Source organism: Arthrobacter sp. ISL-69, assembly GCF_018613775.1.
GTDB lineage: Bacteria > Actinomycetota > Actinomycetes > Actinomycetales > Micrococcaceae > Arthrobacter.
The window spans coordinates 49,485-67,161 of the sequence record NZ_JAGGPO010000006.1 but is presented as its reverse complement, the minus strand read 5'-3'; the positions used below and the strand labels follow the sequence as shown (position 1 = coordinate 67,161).

Here is a 17,677-nt window from a genome sequence, read left to right as displayed (position 1 = left end):
GGTCGGTTCAGTTCGTCGGTGGAACAACAACCAGCCGTTCCGACACGTCCGCCCGGGCCGCGGCGAGCGCGGCCCGGTCCGGGCACGAGAGCGAAATGTAAATGGACGAACCCGCCTTGCCAAAGACCCTCGCCAGGACTGCGACCGGCTTTGCGCCGGGCGCGGAACCGCTTTCGAAGGCCAGCACCTCGGCCTTAGGGCCCGGCTTGTCCGGTTCACCGCCCCAGCGCAGGGTGTCGGTTTTCAGGTAGCTGGGGAGGATCGTGGGATCCAGATATTTGAACAGTTCGACGGTGGAGGCCATGTCATCTCCGGCAACGGCAAGGGACCCCTGGTTGGAACGCACGCGGGCCGACACCACGCAGCCGTCGGCTTTGAGGTAACGGTTCTCCCCCGCCACGTTCTCCTTGACCGGCTTCCATCCCGGCGCTTCGCGGAGTCCGTCGGAGAGGCCCACGGCGGTTCCCGCGGCCAGCGAGTCACCCGCGGCGAAGGGAAGGTCCTTGGCCGCTACTGCTGCCGCATCGTGGCCCGGGGTGATGGTGGGCGTTGCCAGCGTCGGGGTGGTCTGAATATCACGCGGGGCAGCCGGATCCGGGACTCCCACGCTGCATCCGGCCGAGCCGGCAAGCGCCAGCGCCAGGGTGACGGGCAGGGCCATCCGCCGCCGCACCGCGAAAACGGGTTGCCTCCGGTTTGCAGCGGGTCCCCTGCCAAGCGCTGTCACATTGCCCCCACATACCTTCTGCCGGCGGCACTCCCCCGGCCGGTCCTCCGCAAGAGTCTAGACGCTCCGCGCGCCGCGCAGTGACATCAGGCATCTACGCCAGCACCCGGATGGCGCCGGGCACCACCTCAACTGTCAGCGGCAGCGGCCCGACCCGTTCGCCGTCGGCATATGCAACAACGTTCGCGGCAGCGATGTCCACACGGCGTACCTGCCGGAAGTGCACCGCACGGTGCCCGGTGTGGCGGCCGGAAAAAGGCCTTGGGGAAAACGGCCAGGAACTGTACGCGGGACAGCGGTTCGACAATGAACAGATCCAGCAATCCGTCGTCGAGCAGGGCATCCGGGGTCACCTTCATGCCGCCGCCGATGGACTGCCCGTTCGCCACCGAAATGAGCATGGCCCCCTGCCGCCAGGTGTCGCCGTCGGCCGTTACCGTGTAATCGATGGCCTTGAACGTGGCGAGTTCACGGAGCATGGCAAGGTTGTACCTGCCCTTGCCGCGCGGCCAGCGCCAGGCGTTGGCGCGTTCGTTCACGGCGGCATCGAAACCGGCGGAAACCACTCCGGCAAACCAGCGGGTTGTGCCGTTGCCCGTAATGCGGCCCGCGTCGATAAGGCGCCCGCCCGCTTTCAATGCCACCCATATCCGTTCGCAGGCGGCACGTGCATCCTTCAGGGGAAGGCCCAGCGCGCGGGCCATGTCGTTGCCCGTTCCGCACGGAACAATGCCCAGCGGAACCTTTCCGTAAGGGGCACCTGGCGCGGCGAGTGCGTTGATGCCCAGATGGACCATGCCGTCACCTCCCACAACAACCAGGGCGTCGCAGCCTGCGGCCAGCGCCTCGCCCACAGACTCGGCCAACCCGTCATAGCTGTCCCTTCGGAGCACGATGACCGATGCCCCGGCGGCACGGAAGAAATCCACCACAACGGCGCCGGTGTGCTGTGCGCCGCCGAAAGAAGCCAGGGGGTTAATAGCAACGGCGATGATCATGCGCTGAATTATGCCAGCGGGGGGAACCAAGACCGCGGGCACGGACGTTGAGTCTTCAGACGGTTAAACTGGGCGGACCGGACTGCCTGAGTGGACTGGAATCAACAAGAAAAGGATCAGTGCTTGACCCAGGGCAGCAGCTCCCATTACCAGGTTCTTCGCCTTCCCGTGACGGCGACCGACAAAGAGATCAAGGTGGCCTACCGCAAGGCTGCCCGGCGGGCGCACCCCGACCACGGCGGAGACGCCGCCGTCTTCCGGCAGGTGGCGCTGGCCTATGAGACCCTGATCGATCCGAAGCGTCGGGCCGCCTATGACCGCTCGTATGCGCACGGGTCCACGGGAGCGCCAACCGCTGACGGCGCACATTTCGATGCGCCCGCAGCCGGGAGCCGCGCCTCGGCAACCGTCCACCGGCCCAACACCCCGCGGAACACGGCTGGCGACCCGCCGGTGTACGTTCCGCCGTTCGAACACCCTGAGTCCGGCAGCGTCCCGCTGATTCCGGAGGACCTGGCCAGCCGCCAGGTCCATGGAATGCCGCGGAAACGCGGAATCTTCGGGGCGGAAGCCCGCATCCAGCGGGAGATGCGGACAGTCCAGCTGATCAGCCGGCAGGTCCTCCCGGCCATCCCTGCGGCCCGCCTGATCAACGGGCTGCAGTCGCCCGCAGACAACAGCCATATCGACCACGCGCTGCTGTCCGGCTACCGGCTGGCGCTGATTGGATCCATGCTGTTGCCCAAGGGTGCCTACGCCTGGAACGGAAGCACCCTGACGCACGGAGGCCGGTCCATTGCGCCGCCGCAGCTGGCGCATATCGTGCGGCGCATGCAGGATATCTTCCCGGAACTCAACGTGACGGGCTGGACCGTCATCCATAGCCCTGATGGCAATCTCCATGAACCGGTGATCGACCACCACCGCCGCTCACCCCGCGGGCACGAAACCGTCCAGGTGGTGAACGGAGCCGGGCTGGTCCGCGGGCTCAAGGAATTCCTGAGTTCCGGGCCTGCGCCCAATACGGTGAACGTCCCCGCACTGGCAAGACTGCTCCGCGGAATGCACTGACGGCCCGGCCGTGCGCAGGAGTGCACCGGCCTTGGCTAGGATGGGACGGTGTTCCGCATCCTCTTCCACACCCCTGAAATTCCCGGCAATACAGGCAACGCCATCCGGCTCGCTGCCATCACCGGCGCCGAACTGCATCTGGTGGAGCCATTGGGCTTTGATTTTTCCGACGCCAAGCTCCGCCGTGCAGGGCTGGACTACCACGACCTCGCCGTGGTGACGGTGCACAAGAGCATCGAGGCTGCCTGGGAGGCCCTGCAGCCCGAGCGCGTCTATGCCTTTACGTCCGACGGCGAAACCTCCTACGCGGACATCAGTTACCTCCCCGGCGATGTCCTCCTCTTCGGCCAGGAATCGGTCGGACTTCCCGAGGACGTCAAGCATGACCCGCATGTGACGTCCCGCGTGCGGCTTCCAATGCTGCCGTCCCTGCGGTCGCTGAATCTTGCCAACGCTGCCTCCATCGCGGTCTTTGAAGCCTGGCGCCAGAACGGCTTCGCCGGCGCCAAAATCTAAGGGCCGCCACGCCCGAAGGCTTCCCGGTTGACCGTGACCGGGGCGCAATTAATGGACTTTCCCGCCCATCCGTCCCGCTGTGCATTCCGAACTACCTGTAGAGGCTAATCCGGGCCCATACAGGATCGCGAGGAGCGGCAGGTGACCACGTTGCAGGTCCGCAGGTCCCCTGCGAGGGAAGCCGCCGTTCACAGTGAGCCTCCGAGCGGTGCCGATGGCAATGGATCATCCCCCGCCGACTTATGCTTGAGAGTGATGGAAACCCCCAACGCCCCAAACCCAGAGGCTACCGCGTCCCCTGGCACCGCCGCCGACGTGAACCGGCGGCTCGGTGACCTGCTGGCACAAATCGCCACCGGTGACCAGGGTGCCTTCGCGGAGTTTTACGAACTGACTTCCCGGCGTGTCTTCGGAATGGCCCGACGCGTCCTGATCGACCCCGAGCTCAGCGAGGACGCAACCCAGGAAGTCTTTCTCCAGGTCTGGCAGAACGCGGCGAAGTTCAATCCGGAGGCCGGCGGCCCGCTGGCATGGCTCATGACCATTTCGCATCGGCGGGCAGTGGACAAGGTCCGCTCCTCGCAGTCATCAACCGACCGCGAGGCGAAATACGGCGCGAGCAGCCAGGAAATTGACCATGACGCCGTCTCAGACGAAGTCGGAAGCAGGCTGGAAGCCGAGGCCGTCGTCAGATGTCTGGACACGCTCACCGAGACGCAGCAGCAATCCGTCCGGCTGGCATATTACGGCGGGCTAACGTACCGCGAAGTCGCGGAGAAACTGAACGCCGCCGTGCCCACCATCAAGTCCCGCATCCGCGATGGACTGATCCGCTTGAAGACCTGTCTGGGGGTGAGTTGAGATGACCGACATGAACCAGCCGAACAGCAGCCGCTCCGCCGGGATGTTTGCCCACGATATCGCCACGGACCTGGCCTCCGGCCGGGCAGTGGAGCTGGCCGAACTGTATGCCTTGGACGCCGTGGGCCCCGCAGAGCGGGCAGCCATTGAGGAATACATCTCGGCCGCGCCCGGGCCGGAACGGAACGCGTTTGATGAACGCGTCCGCCAGGCACGGGAAACGCTGGCCGCCACCTTTACTGCGGAGGAGGAACCGCCTGCAGGGCTGTTCGACCGCATCGTGGCCCAGCTCCCGGCCCAACCGGTAACGGCACAGCCGGGGACGGTTCCAGCTCCTGCCAGCCATGAGCGTCCCCTTGAACCGGGTGGGACTCCGGCGACCGATGAACTCCGTGCCGCCCGCCAGCGCCGTGAAGAACGGCGCCGGGCTCCCGGGCTCCGCAACTGGCTGGTGGGCGTGGCCGCCGCGGCTGTTATCGCGCTTGGCGGCGTGGGAGTCGGCGCCTATGTGGCCAACCAGAACGATCCGCTCAACCAGGTCCTCCAGGCCCAGGATGTCCGGCAGGCAACCGTTGAAGTGAGCGGCGGCGGTACGGCCACTGTCTCCATTTCCTCGTCCAAGGACGCTGTTGTGGTCAAGATGAACGGTGTCCCGGCCCCTCCTGCCGGCAAGGTGTATCAGATGTGGCTGATCCCCAAGGACGGTTCCGCTCCGGTTTCGCAGGGGCTCATGGATGCCGAAGCACTGTCCAAACCAGCTGTGGTTAAGGGCATTGGTTCGGCAGCGGCGCTGGGCATCACCGTTGAACCTGTGGGCGGCTCCGCTTCACCCACATTGCCGACAGTGGCCGCGGCCCCTCTCGGAGCGTAGCGCGACTTCCAGCATCATCACCGGCCTGCCGGTGCCTGCCTTTCAGGCGCGCACCGGCAGGCCGCTCCGTTGCTATGTGAGATTCATGGTTTTCGTCGGCGGTCGGTTCTTCCAGCGCGTCAAACTGCGATTCGAGCAGTGCGGGAGGCATGAAGTGCCCGTGCCGCGACGCCAGGCGGTCGGAGATCTTGTCCTTGCTTCCCTGCAGGAAGACAAACACCACGCCCTCGCCGAGGAGAACATCGCGGTACACCCTCTTCAGTGCAGAGCAGGTGATCACACCCGGCGTTCCGTCCTGGGCGTGAGCCCGGATCCATTCGGCGATGGTTTCGAGCCACGGCCACCTGTCCTCATCGGCCAGAGGCTCACCGGCCTGCATCTTGGCGACGTTCGACGCCGGGTGCAGGTCGTCGCCTTCCGCCAGGGCCCATTCGAGCTTGCCGGCCACGAGGCCGGCCACAGTTGACTTGCCGGATCCTGAGACGCCCATGATCACCAGTACCGGCTGCTGCGCAGTCTTCGCCATCAAAGTCCGCCTTCCTCAATAAATATGATTTAAAGAGTGGCCAGCATATGACACGGGTTACACCCGGGCAACCCTAGAACCCGGCGATGGTCCCCGAACCGTTGACTGTGACGACGTGAAATGCCTCGGCGCTGCGTCCGTCGGCCAGCCCCGCCCGCGATCCGGTCTCCAGCATGAGGGAGCGGACTGTGCGGTCCATGGCGTCCAGGTCCGGGTGCTGGCTGGCGTGCACATGGATCGCCGCCAGCTTTTCCTCCACGTGCCCTGTGACGTCCACAAAATGGTTTTCCCGCTCCTCGGGCCCGGCAAACAGCCATAGCCACGGCAGCTTGTAGGCCTCGAGGCCCGCTTCGGCCAGTTTCGGATAGGCGAAGGGGTTTTCCAGCGCCGGGTAGACCGCCCGGGTGACGGCCTCGCCCACGGCGAGGTGGTCCGGGTGGCTCTTCTGGATGCGGTTCCAGTTGCGCTCGGGATGCATGGAAAGTACGACGTCGGGACGGATCTCCCGGATCAGCTTCACCACTCCCCTCATCACCTCGTGCGTCGGCTCCAGGTAGCCGTCCCGCTCATGGAGATAGTGGATATCGGTAACCCCGACCAGCGCGGCGGCGCGGCGCTGTTCCTCCGCCCTCATCTCCACGATCTCGTCGCGCTGCGCCGGGTCGAAGCCGCCGGCGTCGCCGTCGGTCATGATGCAGTAGCTGACTTCAACCCCTGCCGAGGTCCAGGCAGCGATCGTTCCGGCGGCGCCGAAGTCGATATCGTCGGGGTGGGCGGTAAAACAAAGGACCCGCTCAACCCGGTGGTGGTCCGGGTTGAACGGGCTCTGCGCCGTAGCGTTGGTGCTCAACTAATTAGCCTTTGCGTTTCTTGATCTCTTCGGTCGCCTGCGGAAGGACCTGGAAGAGGTCTCCGATAATGCCGAAGTCGGCGATCTCGAAGACCGGTGATTCGGCGTCCTTGTTGACGGCGACAATGACCTTGGCCGTCTGCATGCCGGCTTTCTGCTGGATGGCGCCGGAGATGCCAGCCGAAATGTACAGCTGCGGGGAAACCGTCTTGCCGGTCTGGCCCACCTGCGCATCGTGGCCGATCCAGCCGGCGTCGGTCGCGGCGCGGGACGCACCGACGGCGGCACCGAGGGCGTCGGCGAGTTCCTCCACGGGACCGAAGTCGCCGTCGACGCCGCGGCCGCCTGCCACGACAATCCGGGCCTCGGTGAGGTCCGGACGGCCGCTGGCGGGCTTGTCCTTGCGGCCTGTAATGCGGGCAGCGCCGGCTGAGGCGTATTCAGGAACCTCAACAGTGAGGACCTCCGGGCTCGCTGCTGCAGCCGCGGGCTCCGGAGTGACGCTGTTCGGCTTGACCGTCAGCACGGAGACGGCTGTGGTGGCCTTGGCCGTGGTGGTGTAGGAGCCCGCGAGCACCGATTTGTGGGCCGTGCCGTCCGGGTCCACCGCCACGACGTCGGTAATGACGCCCGCACCGAGCTTGATGCCCAGCCGGGCTGCGATCTCCTTGCCGTCGAACGAATTCTCGAGGAGCACGGTGGTGGCACCAGAGGCCGCCACTGCCCCGGCAAGGTAGGCGGCTTTGGGGCCGACCAGGTACGCGTCCAGGTCGTCCGACGACGGCCGGAAGATGGTCGTGGCGCCGTTGGCACCGAAGGCGCCGGCAACGTCGTCGTTCAGCGGGCCGTTGACCGCGACAGCCGTGTCACCGAGCGAACGGGCGATCGTCAGCAGTTCCAGGCTGCTCTTTTTGAGGGCCTGGCCGGGGTTGTCAATGAATACAAGTACTTTTGCCATGTCTGAAATCCTCTTAGAGCAGCTTCTGGGCGGCCAGGAACTCGACCAGCTTGATGCCGGCGTCGCCTTCGTCGGTGATGATGGTGCCGGCGGTGCGCGGCGGGCGGGCGGCGGCCGTCTGCACTGTGGTCCAGGAACCTGCCTTGCCCACCTGTGCGGGGTCGACGCCGATCTCCGCGAGCGTGAGGGTGGTGATGGTCTTGCGCTTTGCCGCGATGATTCCCTTGAAGTTGGGGAAGCGCGGCTCGTTGATCTGGTCGGTGACGGACACGACAGCCGGGAGCGTTGCCTCGATCGTGTCGTAGTGCGTGTCACTGTCGCGGCGGGCAATGACACGGCCGCCGTCCACTTCCAGCTCGGAGGCGAACGTGACCTGCGGAAGGTCCAGCCGCTCGGCCAACTGCGCGGGCACGAGGGAGGTCTCGCCATCGGTGGACGCCATGCCGGTGAGGACCAGGTCCACGGGGCTGTCCGCGCCAAGATGGCGGACCGCTGCTGCCAGCGCAAAGGACGTCGCGGCCGCATCAGAACCGGCCAGCGCGTCGTCGCGGAGGTGGACTCCTTCGGTGGCACCGATCTGGAGGGACTTCTTGATGGCGTTGACGGCGCCTGCGGGGCCCATGCTCAAGGCGATAACCTGGTTGCCGGCCTTTGCTCCGCCGCGGGCCTCTATCAGCTGCAGGGCAGCCTCCAGGGCGTATTCGTCCAGCTCGGACAGGATGCTGTCGGCGCGGTCCGTGGTGTTGTCCTCGCCGCTGAGGTGACGGTCCAATTGCGCGTCTGGTACATGCTTGACCAGAACGATGATCTTCATTGTCTCTTCCACTTTCTGTACAGCAGCCTTCCATGCTTGTGGATAGCCAGCCGGGTGAGGTTATGGCCGCGGATCTCCCCCGGGGTGCGGGTAGAACCAAGCTAACCATATAGCGGGGCGCCCGCGCCGTCCCGTTAACGCCTGTGTCAGGCAGGGCGCAGGCTGCCGCTTGCACAGCTGAGGCGGGGGCACCATACCGGTGTCCCCGCCTCAGCCCTGCGGTCAATGCTTGCTCGTACCCTTGCCGGAACTGGTCCCCGGCATTACTGCTCGGCTGCCGCCCCGAGCGTCACATCCACTTGCTGTTCCTTGCCGCCGCGCAGGATCGTGACTTTCACCGAGGCGCCCGCCGGCTGCTCCCGAACCGCCGCCGTCAGTTGGTTGGGATCACTGATGGCAAGGTCGTTGAACTTCGTGACGACGTCGCCCACCTTGAGGCCGGCCTTAGCGGCAGCGGAACCGGACTCGACGGTAGCCACTTCGGCACCCACCGAGAACGACGAGTTTGAAGACGTGGATGACTTCGGCTTGACGCTGACTCCAAACTGGCCGTGCGTTGCCTTTCCGGTGTCAATGATCTCCTGGGCCACGCGCTTGGCGAGGTTGATGGGGACGCTGAAACCGACGCCGATGTTGCCGCTGGTGCTGGATTCACCGCCGGCTGAAGCAATGGCCACGTTGACACCGATGACCTCGCCCTTGCTGTTGACCAGCGCACCGCCGGAGTTACCGGGGTTGATTGCTGCATCGGTCTGGATCACGTTGAGCGAGATGGATCCCTGGTTCGAGGTGCTCTGGCTCTGGCCGCCGTCCGGCGGTGCGAACTGGAAGCCGCCTTCGCCGTCGCTTTGGGAGTCATCCGCGCCTTCCTTCGGCGCTGCCGATGACGCAACGCTGATGGTCCGGTTCAGCGTGGAGACAATGCCGTCGGTGACTGTTCCCGTGAGGCCCAGCGGTGATCCGATGGCGATGGCGGTGTCCCCCACGTTGAGTTTGCCGGAGTCACCAAGTGTTGCCGGCGTCAGCCCGGAAGGATTGTCCACCTTGATGACGGCCAGGTCGCTCAGTGGGTCGGTGCCGACGATTTTTGCGGTGAGCACCCTGCCGTCGCTGGTCCGGACTTCGATGGCGGCGTTGGCCGTTTTTCCGTCGAGGGTCACGACGTGCGTGTTGGTCAGGATGTGGCCATCGTCGTCGAGGATGATTCCCGATCCGGTGCCGCCGTCGCTTCCGCTCGTCGCTTTGATGGTCACAACGCTTGGTGACGCCTTCAGCGAGGCTGCGGTGATGACGTTTACGTCGTCCTTGTTGTTGACGATCACGGTACCGGGCTGGCTGCCGGTGCTGCTGACGGCTGACGTGGAACCGTTGTTCAGGAAGGCATCACTGGCGGCCACTACTCCACCGCCCACGAGGCCGGCAGCCAGGATGCTGGCCACCAGGGTTCCCACACCGAACGCGGCTTTGCGCTTGGGCGTGCTCGCGGGGTCGGAGGCGTACATGCTGCCCTGCTGATGTTGGCTGCCCTGTCCGGCGTAGGAGCCGCCGCCCGGGTACGGTCCATTGTGCTGGTGGGATCCGTGCTGTGCGGATCCGTGCTGGGGGGCAGGTCCGGCCTGCTGGCCGTAGAACGGCTGGTGAGGGGGATAGACGGGCCGCGGTGCGCCGTCGGCTTCCGGGTGCGGCTGTCCCTCGCTGGCGTGCGCCGAACCGGACTGCGGCTGGTCAATCCGGATGGTCGGGTTGTCCTGGGCTGAGTCCCCGGCTGGCTGCGCCGCTGACTGGGGCTCCCGATGCCCCGCATCCAGCGGCTGCGTGTCCGCCTGAGGAGGCTGTGCCGGCCAGCCTTCCCGAGGCTTTTCCGGATCCCTGTTCTCAGGCGACGCACCCTGTGCTGGGTTCTCAGTCATTAGACTTCCTTTCGTCCTTGTCTGCCTTTAACTATGGACCCTCTGACTGAAGCTAAAGCGGACGTTGGCTGGGAGGTTCCTGAACGCCGTCGGAATCCCCTTTTCGAGGGCCCGATTCACGGATGTAGCGCTTTTCGCTGGTGGCATATTCGCCGTTGTGGACGGGCAATTAGGTGCACCATAGAATCAAATGGAATTGCCACAGCGACCTGCGGCTTTACACATGCGTGGGGGCGCTGCTGCATTCTGTGACGACTGGCTCGGCCCGAATCAGTCGCAGAAGTGCTGAAGGGTTGCACATGCGGTCTAAGTTTAAACGTCTCCTCGCCGTGATCGGCCTTGCCGGGTTGTTGGCGGTTCCCGCCACTAGCGCCTGGGCCGAGCCCCCGGTGACCATCCCGTCCGGTCAAAACATCGTGGACAACGCCAATGTGCTGGGCGGCCGCAAGGCTGAAGTCCAGGAAGCAATCCAAAAGCTCCTGAAGGACCACAAGTACAACCTGTACGTGGTCACCGTGAAAAAGTTCGAAAGCCCCACGGATCCCAAGGCATGGGCCCAAGACGTGGCGAAGAACAAGGGCATGGGTAAGGCGGACGTAATACTGGCGATGTCGGACGAGGGTAAGTACTACTTCGCGCCGAATTCAACGAGTTCCATAGCCTCCAAAACGAGCAACATCTCTCAGAACGCCTTGGCGACCAACCTGGGCGCAGGAAAACGCGATTTCGCCCAGGCTGCCATTGACACAGCGACGGCGGTGGGCGACGCCGCCGGCGGCGGCAGCGGTACTGTTTCCTCCGGTGACGGCGCAGGTGCTGCCGTCCTGGTGGGTACCGGGGTCGTGGCAGCGGGCGGTGTGGGCGCTTACTTCTACTTCCGGAACCGCCGGAAGAAGGCGGCCATCGCCTCAAGCGCGAGCTACGGACCGCAGGGCGCAGAGCTGGATCCGCTGGCCTCGCTGAGTGTGGACGACCTGCGTAAGAAGAGCGGCTCGCTGCTTATTGAGGCCGATAATGCCATCAACTCGAGCGAGCAGGAACTCGGCTTCGCCCAGGCACAATACGGCGATGCCGCCGTCGGGAACTTCACGAAGGCCCTGCAGGAAGCCAAGGGCCACATGTCTGAGTCGTTCAAACTGCAGCAGCAGCTTGACGACCACATCCCGGACACCGAGGAACAACAGCGGAGCTGGCTTGGCGAGATCATCCGCCGTTCGGAAGCTGCCCTTGCCTCGCTCCAGGAGCAAAAGGCCGACTTCGATTCGCTCCGTGAGCTCGAAAAGAACGCACCCCAGGCCCTGGCCGCGGTGAACGCCGGCGCCCGGGATGCTGACGCCCGGATCGCGACTGCGGAACAGACCCTCATGACGCTGCGGGCCAAGTACGCGGACAGTGCCCTGGTCCAGGTCTCGGACAACATCGGCCAGGCCAAGGAGCGGCTCGCCTTCGTGCAGAACGCCACCTCAACGGCCCAGGACAAGCTGGCATCCGGAGAAAGCAGCCTTGCTGCCGTAGCGGTCCGCGCCGCCGAAGAAAGCCTGCACCAGACCAAGGTGCTGATCGACGCCATTGCGAAGGTCTCCGGAAGCCTGGATGAGGCACGCAACAGCCTCGAAGCAGCAGTGGTTGACACCTCCCAGGACCTTGCACAGGCCAAGGCCATCATCCAGTCCGGCGCTCATCCGGAGCTGGCAGGACCCGTGGCGGGCGTGGAGGCTGCCCTGGCGCAGGTGAAGGCGGAGATCCAGGGCGGAAAGATCGATCCGATCGCCACCCTGGAACGGGTTGAGACAGCCCATCAGGCGCTGGACCAGTCCCTGTCCGGAATCCGCGACCAGCAGGAACAGGCCCGTCGCGCACAGGCGTCGCTGCAGCAGACCATTATGTCGGCCCAGGCGCAGATCAGTGCCACGTCCGACTACATCACCGCACGCCGCGGCGGGGTTGGGACCGAGGCGAGGACCCGGCTGGCCGAAGCCCAGCGGAACCTGGACTATGCCTTGTCCATATCCCGCAATGATCCGGTCACGGCGCTCACATACGCCCAGCAGGCCCACGCCCTCGCGGCCCAGGCAGCGCAGCTCGCCCAAGGGGACGTGGACAGCTTCGGCTACGCCAACCAGGGCTATGGCCGCGGCGGCGGCATGTTCGGCGGCGGCGGGGGCGGCGGCCTCGGCGGCGCCATCCTGGGCGGCATCCTCATCAACTCCATCCTGAACGGCGGCAGCGGCGGCGGCTGGGGCGGCGGCCACAGCGACGGCGGCGGCTGGGGCGGCGACGGCGGAGGTGGCGACTTCGGCGGCGGCGACTTTGGCGGCGGCGATTTCGGCGGCGGCGACTCCGGCAGCTTCTAGCTGATCCAAAGACTCGCGGCGGCCGGTTCCGACCGGCCGCCGGGTAGAAGCGGTACATCAACTGTTCACTGAATTCAGTGGCGACCACTGAGCAGGACGAAAGGTAACACCATGAAGCAGTCCATTTTCGGCCGCATGGCCCAGCTCGCGAAGGCGAACATCAACTCCCTGCTGGACCAGGCCGAAGACCCGCAGAAGATGCTGGACCAGATGGTCCGGGACTACACCAACAACATTGCCGAAGCAGAGTCCGCAGTGGCGCAGACCATCGGTAACCTGCGGATGCTCCAGGACGACTACAACGAGGACATCAAGAATGCCCACGACTGGGGCAACAAGGCCCTGGCAGCGTCCCGCAAGGCTGACGAGTACCGGAGCAGCGGCGATGCAGTCGACGCCCAGAAGTTCGACAACCTCGCCAAGGTCGCCATCCAGCGCCAGATGGCTGCCGAGAGTGAGGCCAAGGCTGCCGAGCCGAGCATCGCTTCGCAGAGCGAGGTTGTGGACAAGCTCAAGTCCGGCCTGGACCAGATGAAGGGCAAGCTCAACGAGCTGACCAGCAAGCGCAACGAACTCGTGGCGCGCTCCAAGACCGCCGCTGCCCAGTCCCAGGTGCACGACGCGCTCAAGAGCATTGACTTCATGGACCCCACCAGTGAGGTTGGCCGGTTCGAAGAGAAGATCCGCCGCGAAGAGGCCAAGGTCCGTGGCCAGCAGGAGCTCGCTGCCTCCAGCCTGGACGCCCAGTTCAACCAGCTTGAAGACCTCGGCGAACAGACCGAGATCGAAGCGCGGCTCGCTTCCCTGAAGTCCGGCGGCGCGAAGCCGGCGATCGGGTCGTCGGCCAACTCCTCGGCTGCCGCTTCCACCGTTGAAGAAGCTGATTTCGACAAGCTGTAGGCTGCCGCTCCGGCTCATGATCCGGACGTAAAAAGGCCGGGGTCCCGCGTGGGACCCCGGCCTTTTTGATGCCGGACCGTCGGAGGAGCGCTATCGCACGGTGACCGCCGGCTCGCCGGCTGCCGTCAGACCGGTCCCTGCGGTGCAGCTCCCGGAACGGACGGCGCCGTCGTTATACACCTGCCGCAGGCAATTACGGAGGGCCAGCTGGCCCCAATAGTTGGGATGCAGGGACTCCTGGACGTAGTAGTCGCTGAAGGCGGCACTGGCAGTCCGGACCTCGTTGATCCACTCACTGATGTCCGCGGCGCCCGTGCTTCGCCAGTCCGCCAGGGCGGTGCTGTCCAGCTTCTGCGTCGTGGCCGCGCACAGTTCATGGCCACTGAACAGCGAGGCCACATCCAGGGTGCGGATGCCGTCCACGCCGGAAGCGGCGATGCCGGCCGAAATGGTGGCGTTGATGGCGGGGACAGCGGTTCCCGAAGCCCAGTCCAGATCTGCGTTCCAGAATCCGCAGCCGTAGGTGCTTTGCCGGCTGAATCCGGTCTCGGGATAGGAAATGTCGGCGCTCCGCGGCAGGGGTGAGACGTAGTTTTGTACCACCATGCTGTAGTCACCGGCCGTGTATCCGGCGGCAGTCATAGCCTTGGCTACATTCGCGAGCGAGGTGCCGATCCGTGATGCCACGGCTGCGCGGTTCGTAGCCGAAAAGTTCGTGGCCACCGTTGCCGAGTCCTTGCAATAGCTCGGGGCCCACCACGGGCTGGTCATGAACTTGGAAACACATGTGGCGATGATGCCCGCAAACCCGAGATCGTTGCCGCCGACCGACACCACAACCATCCTCACGCGGTTGGCCGACGCGAAGTTCTGTAGCGCCAGCGCCTGGCCCATGTTGCCGGCAGCGTCGCTGTAGAAGTCCAGCCCCGGTTTGAAGTGCCCGGATGAGTTCCAGGACGTGGCCGTCTTGGCACCGGAACAGGACAGATTGAGTGCCTGGGCCTGCCGGATCCCAATCTCAGCAGAGGAAGAACGGTGGCAGCCGGCTGTGCTCTCCGACTGGCCGGCGTCAAGATAGGCGGCGTCGCCCAGCGCATCAGTTTGGGAGGGGTCACTCGAATTGCCCGCCCAGCGCCCCGCCTCCCCCGAAATAAAGGAATCCCCTACGCTTACCACCCACCCGTCACCGGGAGGAGCCGCGTGCACGGCTGGGGCGGTCAGTGCGGAAACGGTGACTGCGACAGCCAGTGCGGCGAAGAGCACCCGCCTGGCCGGGTGCCTGGGGACCGCCATCCGGGGCTGTCCCGCCGGTCCAAGGAATAGCTTCATTGGTCATCCTTTTTCCTGTCCGCAGCAACATTGCGGCGAACAGGTTGCCGGCGTCCGGCCGCCTCCAGCCGGAATGCCGTTATCAACGGGAAAAAGCCTGATGCGAACGGAACCGTCCGCGCGGAGAAACTGCGCAGCGGACGGCGTGGAGCGAGTCTACGACGAAGTTACCGGCCAGTAAATAGCGCTGCCCGGCGTGTACCGTGGAAGCATGCCTTCCACCATCGTCTGGCTCCGTGACGACCTCCGCCTGGATGACAATCCGGCCCTGGCCGACGCGGCAGCCCTGGGCCACGCCATGACTGTCGTCTATGTCCTGGATGAGGAGTCGGCCGGCGTGCGCCCCTTGGGCGGCGCCGCCAAGTGGTGGCTCCACCATTCCCTTGCCTCTCTGGCCCGCGACCTGGAAGCCGTAGGCTCCCGGCTGGTGCTGCGACGAGGGAGCGCCGCCGGGATCATCCTGGAGCTGGCAGCCGAAACCGGGGCCACGCATCTCCGGTGGAACCGCAGGTACGGCGGAGCCGAACGCACCATCGATGCAGGGGTCAAGGGCTGGGCCGCAGATCAAGGCCTGGATGCGGCGAGTTTCCAGGCCAGCCTCATGTTCGAGCCGTGGACCGTTCGCACCGGAGCGGGCGGACCATACAAAGTATTCACGCCCTTCTGGCGCGCCTGCCTGGAGAGCGGCGAGCCGCGCATGCCCTCCGACGCCCCGGACAGGCTTCCGGCCCCGGGCCGCGACACCCGCGGTGCGCTACCGGGCAGCGATGACCTGGAGGTCTGGGGGCTGCTCCCCCGCACCCCCGACTGGAGCGCAGGCCTCGGGGCAGTGTGGAACCCCGGTGAATCAGGCGCGCACGCACGCCTGCAGGACTTCGTGGACGGCCCCGTCGAGGACTATGGGACCGGCCGCGACAGACCAGGACTCGAGGGCACCAGCCGCCTCTCACCCCACCTTCGCTTCGGTGAGATCAGTCCGTTCCGCGTCTGGCAGGCGCTCCGTGAGCGGTTCCCACGCCAGGCGCCTGCCGACGTCGGGATCTTCCGGTCCGAACTGGGCTGGCGGGAGTTCTGCTGGCAACTGCTGTACGAGAACCCGGCGCTGGCCACCCGCAACTACCGTCCCGACTTCGACCGCTTCGAGTGGCAAACGCCGTCGGACGCTGAGCTGGAGGCCTGGCAGCAGGGCCGGACAGGCTATCCGCTGGTGGACGCCGGAATGCGTCAGCTGTGGCAGACGGGCTGGATGCACAACCGTGTCCGGATGGCGGCCGCGTCGTTCCTGGTGAAGAACCTGCTGGCCGACTGGAGGCTGGGGGAAGCCTGGTTCTGGGACACGCTGGTGGACGCCGACGCAGCCAGCAATCCAGCCAACTGGCAATGGGTGGCCGGATCCGGGGCGGACGCCTCCCCCTACTTCCGGATCTTCAACCCCGTGACGCAAAGCAAGAAGTTCGATGCAGCGGGCCGGTACCTGCGCGAGTTCATCCCGGAACTCGCGGACCTGAGTGACAAAGAGATCCACGAACCGTGGAAGGCGCCGGAACTGGCCGCCGGTTATCCGGAGCCAGTGGTGGGCCTGCCCGAGTCGCGTGAGCGGGCCCTGGAGACCTACCAGAGGCTCAAGGACAGCTGACCTGTGGCTCGAACCGCGGCCGGGACTGCCGCGCGCGTCTGCGGGCAGGTCAGCGGCTGCTGACCTTGCCCATCAGGGAGGCAACGGGGCTCAGGAAGAGCGGCCGGGCCAGGAACCACGCCGCGACCATCGCCGCGACCGATGCTGCGAAGACGCCGAAGCCCACCCAGCTGACGTCGTCGCTACCGCCGTACATGTGGTTGAAGTTCCGCAGCGCACCAGTGGCCAGGACCAGGAACACGTGGACGACGACGAACGCAACAAAGTAGATCATCACCGGGAAGTGCACAGCGCGGGCGGCCTCGATCGGGTAAGCCTTGTTCAGCGCCTTGGCGTTCTTGGGCCAGGCCGACGACATCCGCAGGCCTGTGATGAATGCCAGTGGCGCCGCGATGAAGACGGTGACGAAATAGGTCAGCAGCTGGAGGGCGTTGTAGTTGACCCAGCCGTTCTCCGTGGGCCAGTTCAGCGACGCGTACTGCAGCGCCGCCGAGAGCGCGTTGGGGAAGACATCCCAGCTGGTAGGCACGATCCGTACCCACTGGCCGGTGGCGAACAGCAGGACGGCGAACACAATGCCGTTGAGGATCCATAATGCGTCCAGAACGAGGTGGAACCACAGCGCCAGGCTGATTTTCGCCGGCGCATTCCTGGTCCGGATCAGGCCCTTGTTGTTCCGCGTCCAGTAGGCAGCAGGGCGGGTCTGCGTGCGGACCTGCCAGCCGGAACGGATGATCAGCAACAAGAAGAAGCCGTTGAGGAAATGCTGCCAACCCAGCCACGCGGGGAAGCCGACGGGAGCACCCTCGGGAAGCTCTGAGTGACCCGGGTAGTCCGCCACGAATTCTTTCACGCCGTCAAGTCCAGTGGCCCACATCGCGAGCAGCACTACGAGAAGCAGGGCGACGAGCACAGCCGGTACTGCCCAATACAGTTTGGCCCACTTGCTCTTCGCAGTTCCGGACTTCTTCTTGGTTGGTAGTGACATCGAACAGCATTCCTCTCGAGAATGATCGACCAGTGACGTGGGCGGCTCCACCCCCGGCCGGGCTGCACCGGCAGGAGCGGCGGCTGGGTGAAGTGCGCCTTAACAGCTTGAATCATGAACAGCGGAAGAGCGAACCCGCATGCGGCGGCGGTCATGCCCCGCAACATAAAGATCCGTTCCCTTGGAGGCGACGGCCTGCCAATGCGGTGATCGTCATTGAACAGCCACGTGGCACGGTAGGACGTTGCCTCCGCGAATGAGAATACTAGGAAATGCTAGTAGTTGGGGGCCTGCAGACAAAGAAAGAGGCCCTGACCGGCTATTTCCCGGTCAGGGCCTCTCATTGGTTGCGGGGACAGGATTTGAAC

Annotated in this window: 16 protein-coding genes and 1 pseudogene; 7 read left to right on the top strand and 10 right to left on the bottom strand. The window is 65.3% G+C overall.

The annotated features are described in order from the left end of the window. Positions 1 to 7: 7 nt before the first annotated feature. The 3 genes and pseudogenes from J7I79_RS03280 to J7I79_RS03275 all read right to left on the bottom strand — a co-directional run. Entirely contained in the window at positions 8 to 661 is a 654-nt protein-coding gene (locus J7I79_RS03280) for a hypothetical protein (RefSeq protein ID WP_214950228.1), read from the bottom strand. Between the two features lie 160 nt (positions 662 to 821). After that, the gene (locus J7I79_RS24120) at positions 822 to 1,070 is read right to left on the bottom strand and encodes a hypothetical protein (protein ID WP_251042334.1); all 249 of its coding nucleotides are present in this window, start codon (positions 1,068 to 1,070) and stop codon (positions 822 to 824) included. Then, positions 1,054 to 1,725, bottom strand: a pseudogene (locus tag J7I79_RS03275) (diacylglycerol/lipid kinase family protein); the annotation flags it as partial. The gene J7I79_RS24120 and the pseudogene J7I79_RS03275, both read right to left, overlap by 17 nt. Positions 1,726 to 1,848: 123 nt before the next feature. On the opposite strand from J7I79_RS03275, the gene J7I79_RS03270 reads away from it, so the two are divergent. The 4 genes from J7I79_RS03270 to J7I79_RS03255 all read left to right on the top strand — a co-directional run bounded on the left by J7I79_RS03270 (position 1,849) and on the right by J7I79_RS03255 (position 5,044). Beyond that, positions 1,849 to 2,796 (top strand): J domain-containing protein, encoded by a 948-nt coding sequence (locus J7I79_RS03270; RefSeq protein ID WP_214950226.1) that lies wholly within the window; start codon positions 1,849 to 1,851, stop codon positions 2,794 to 2,796. A gap of 48 nt (positions 2,797 to 2,844) precedes the next feature. Further along, positions 2,845 to 3,312 carry a tRNA (cytidine(34)-2'-O)-methyltransferase gene (locus J7I79_RS03265; protein WP_214950224.1) on the top strand — a complete coding sequence of 156 codons (468 nt, stop codon included), beginning with the start codon at positions 2,845 to 2,847 and terminating at the stop codon, positions 3,310 to 3,312. A gap of 255 nt (positions 3,313 to 3,567) precedes the next feature. After that, entirely contained in the window at positions 3,568 to 4,173 is a 606-nt protein-coding gene (gene sigK / locus J7I79_RS03260) for an ECF RNA polymerase sigma factor SigK (protein ID WP_214950222.1), read from the top strand. Position 4,174: 1 nt separating this feature from the next. Continuing rightward, positions 4,175 to 5,044 (top strand): anti-sigma factor domain-containing protein, encoded by an 870-nt coding sequence (locus J7I79_RS03255; RefSeq protein ID WP_251042333.1) that lies wholly within the window; start codon positions 4,175 to 4,177, stop codon positions 5,042 to 5,044. Here J7I79_RS03255 and J7I79_RS03250 read toward each other — a convergent pair. The 5 genes from J7I79_RS03250 to J7I79_RS03230 form a co-directional block, all read right to left on the bottom strand. Continuing rightward, positions 4,971 to 5,570: a gluconokinase gene (locus J7I79_RS03250; protein WP_214950214.1), complete on the bottom strand. Its 600-nt coding sequence runs from the start codon at positions 5,568 to 5,570 to the stop codon at positions 4,971 to 4,973. The two genes, J7I79_RS03255 and J7I79_RS03250, sit on opposite strands and share 74 nt — an antisense overlap. 73 nt (positions 5,571 to 5,643) lie before the next feature. Continuing rightward, the gene (locus tag J7I79_RS03245) at positions 5,644 to 6,420 is read right to left on the bottom strand and encodes a PIG-L deacetylase family protein (protein WP_214950212.1); all 777 of its coding nucleotides are present in this window, start codon (positions 6,418 to 6,420) and stop codon (positions 5,644 to 5,646) included. 4 nt (positions 6,421 to 6,424) lie between these two features. Beyond that, entirely contained in the window at positions 6,425 to 7,378 is a 954-nt protein-coding gene (locus tag J7I79_RS03240; protein WP_214950210.1) for an electron transfer flavoprotein subunit alpha/FixB family protein, read from the bottom strand. A 13-nt stretch (positions 7,379 to 7,391) separates the two neighbouring features. Continuing rightward, positions 7,392 to 8,192 carry an electron transfer flavoprotein subunit beta/FixA family protein gene (locus J7I79_RS03235; RefSeq protein ID WP_214950208.1) on the bottom strand — a complete coding sequence of 267 codons (801 nt, stop codon included), beginning with the start codon at positions 8,190 to 8,192 and terminating at the stop codon, positions 7,392 to 7,394. 263 nt (positions 8,193 to 8,455) lie between these two features. Next, positions 8,456 to 10,102, bottom strand: coding sequence for a S1C family serine protease (locus J7I79_RS03230; protein WP_214950206.1), 1,647 nt, complete (start codon positions 10,100 to 10,102; stop codon positions 8,456 to 8,458). A 299-nt stretch (positions 10,103 to 10,401) separates the two neighbouring features. On the opposite strand from J7I79_RS03230, the gene J7I79_RS03225 reads away from it, so the two are divergent. Both J7I79_RS03225 and J7I79_RS03220 read left to right on the top strand, forming a co-directional pair. After that, positions 10,402 to 12,456, top strand: coding sequence for a TPM domain-containing protein (locus J7I79_RS03225; protein ID WP_214950204.1), 2,055 nt, complete (start codon positions 10,402 to 10,404; stop codon positions 12,454 to 12,456). 111 nt (positions 12,457 to 12,567) lie between these two features. Further along, positions 12,568 to 13,356 (top strand): PspA/IM30 family protein, encoded by a 789-nt coding sequence (locus J7I79_RS03220; RefSeq protein ID WP_214950202.1) that lies wholly within the window; start codon positions 12,568 to 12,570, stop codon positions 13,354 to 13,356. A gap of 90 nt (positions 13,357 to 13,446) precedes the next feature. Here J7I79_RS03220 and J7I79_RS03215 read toward each other — a convergent pair whose 3' ends face one another. Beyond that, positions 13,447 to 14,685, bottom strand: a complete 1,239-nt coding sequence (locus J7I79_RS03215; protein ID WP_214950194.1) for a hypothetical protein — start codon at positions 14,683 to 14,685, stop codon at positions 13,447 to 13,449. Positions 14,686 to 14,896: 211 nt separating this feature from the next. Here J7I79_RS03215 and J7I79_RS03210 point away from each other — a divergent pair, with 211 nt between their 5' ends. Continuing rightward, positions 14,897 to 16,321: a deoxyribodipyrimidine photo-lyase gene (locus J7I79_RS03210; RefSeq protein ID WP_214950192.1), complete on the top strand. Its 1,425-nt coding sequence runs from the start codon at positions 14,897 to 14,899 to the stop codon at positions 16,319 to 16,321. A gap of 49 nt (positions 16,322 to 16,370) precedes the next feature. Here the strand turns inward: J7I79_RS03210 and J7I79_RS03205 are convergent, their stop codons facing one another. Continuing rightward, entirely contained in the window at positions 16,371 to 17,309 is a 939-nt protein-coding gene (locus tag J7I79_RS03205) for a cytochrome b/b6 domain-containing protein (RefSeq protein WP_214950190.1), read from the bottom strand. Positions 17,310 to 17,677 lie beyond the last annotated feature (368 nt).

What these genes read in the sequence shown, in the direction of transcription:
- J7I79_RS03205 (WP_214950190.1), bottom strand. Translation starts at nt 17,309, where the DNA reads ATGTCACTACCAACCAAGAAGAAGTCCGGAACTGCGAAGAGCAAGTGG.
- J7I79_RS03230 (WP_214950206.1), bottom strand. Translation starts at nt 10,102, where the DNA reads ATGACTGAGAACCCAGCACAGGGTGCGTCGCCTGAGAACAGGGATCCG.
- J7I79_RS03250 (WP_214950214.1), bottom strand. Translation starts at nt 5,570, where the DNA reads ATGGCGAAGACTGCGCAGCAGCCGGTACTGGTGATCATGGGCGTCTCA.
- J7I79_RS24120 (WP_251042334.1), bottom strand. Translation starts at nt 1,070, where the DNA reads ATGCCCTGCTCGACGACGGATTGCTGGATCTGTTCATTGTCGAACCGC.
- J7I79_RS03210 (WP_214950192.1), top strand. Translation starts at nt 14,897, where the DNA reads ATGCCTTCCACCATCGTCTGGCTCCGTGACGACCTCCGCCTGGATGAC.
- sigK (WP_214950222.1), top strand. Translation starts at nt 3,568, where the DNA reads ATGGAAACCCCCAACGCCCCAAACCCAGAGGCTACCGCGTCCCCTGGC.
- J7I79_RS03220 (WP_214950202.1), top strand. Translation starts at nt 12,568, where the DNA reads ATGAAGCAGTCCATTTTCGGCCGCATGGCCCAGCTCGCGAAGGCGAAC.
- J7I79_RS03235 (WP_214950208.1), bottom strand. Translation starts at nt 8,192, where the DNA reads ATGAAGATCATCGTTCTGGTCAAGCATGTACCAGACGCGCAATTGGAC.
- J7I79_RS03215 (WP_214950194.1), bottom strand. Translation starts at nt 14,685, where the DNA reads ATGAAGCTATTCCTTGGACCGGCGGGACAGCCCCGGATGGCGGTCCCC.
- J7I79_RS03225 (WP_214950204.1), top strand. Translation starts at nt 10,402, where the DNA reads ATGCGGTCTAAGTTTAAACGTCTCCTCGCCGTGATCGGCCTTGCCGGG.
- J7I79_RS03280 (WP_214950228.1), bottom strand. Translation starts at nt 661, where the DNA reads ATGGCCCTGCCCGTCACCCTGGCGCTGGCGCTTGCCGGCTCGGCCGGA.
- J7I79_RS03240 (WP_214950210.1), bottom strand. Translation starts at nt 7,378, where the DNA reads ATGGCAAAAGTACTTGTATTCATTGACAACCCCGGCCAGGCCCTCAAA.
- J7I79_RS03255 (WP_251042333.1), top strand. Translation starts at nt 4,175, where the DNA reads ATGACCGACATGAACCAGCCGAACAGCAGCCGCTCCGCCGGGATGTTT.